The organism is Methylobacter sp. BlB1, assembly GCF_015476545.1.
Taxonomy (GTDB): Bacteria; Pseudomonadota; Gammaproteobacteria; order Methylococcales; family Methylomonadaceae; genus Methylobacter.
This window is the reverse complement of record NZ_JADMKV010000223.1, coordinates 1-599: the sequence shown is the minus strand read 5'-3', so window position 1 is coordinate 599 and position 599 is coordinate 1. Positions and strand designations below refer to the sequence as shown.

General features: G+C 67.3%; 1 protein-coding gene. It reads left to right on the top strand.

Features of this window, described 5'->3' with window-relative positions; translation table 11 throughout:
• A partial coding sequence (locus IT781_RS22130; protein WP_194972321.1) for an AMP-binding protein occupies window positions 1-599 on the top strand: 599 nt, incomplete at both ends.

The window sequence follows — 599 nt, the reverse complement described above, 5'->3', positions numbered from 1 at the left end:
CGGCGTGCTGCCGGAAGCCGAGCGCCGCCAGGTGCTGGTCGACTGGAACGCCACCCAGGCCGATTATCCGCGGGACCGTTGCCTGCATGAACTGTTCGAGGCGCAAGTGCGCAATACGCCCGATGCGCCGGCGCTGGTGTTCGAAGACCGACAACTGAGCTACGCCGAACTGAACGCCCGGGCCAACCGCTTGGCGCACTATCTGCGCAGCCTGGGCGTAAAGCCCGACGATCGGGTGGCAATCTGCCTGGCGCGCAGCGTCGAGTTGGTGATCAGTCAGCTCGCCGTGCTCAAGGCGGGCGCAGCCTACGTGCCGCTGGACCCGGCCTATCCGGCAGAGCGCCTGGCCTACATGCTCGAGGATAGCGCTCCGCTGGCGCTGCTGACCGACACGGGCCTTAAGGCCCGGCTGGCCGATCGGCCAGCCGGCGCCAAGCTGATCGACCTTTCTGCGGATGCGGCGCAGTGGATCCATCAGCCTTCCGATAATCCGGACCTGGCCGTGGTCGGCCTGACGCCGCAGCATCTGGCCTACGTCATCTATACCTCCGGCTCCACCGGCCAGCCCAAAGGCGTCATGGTGCCGCATGCCGGCGTCA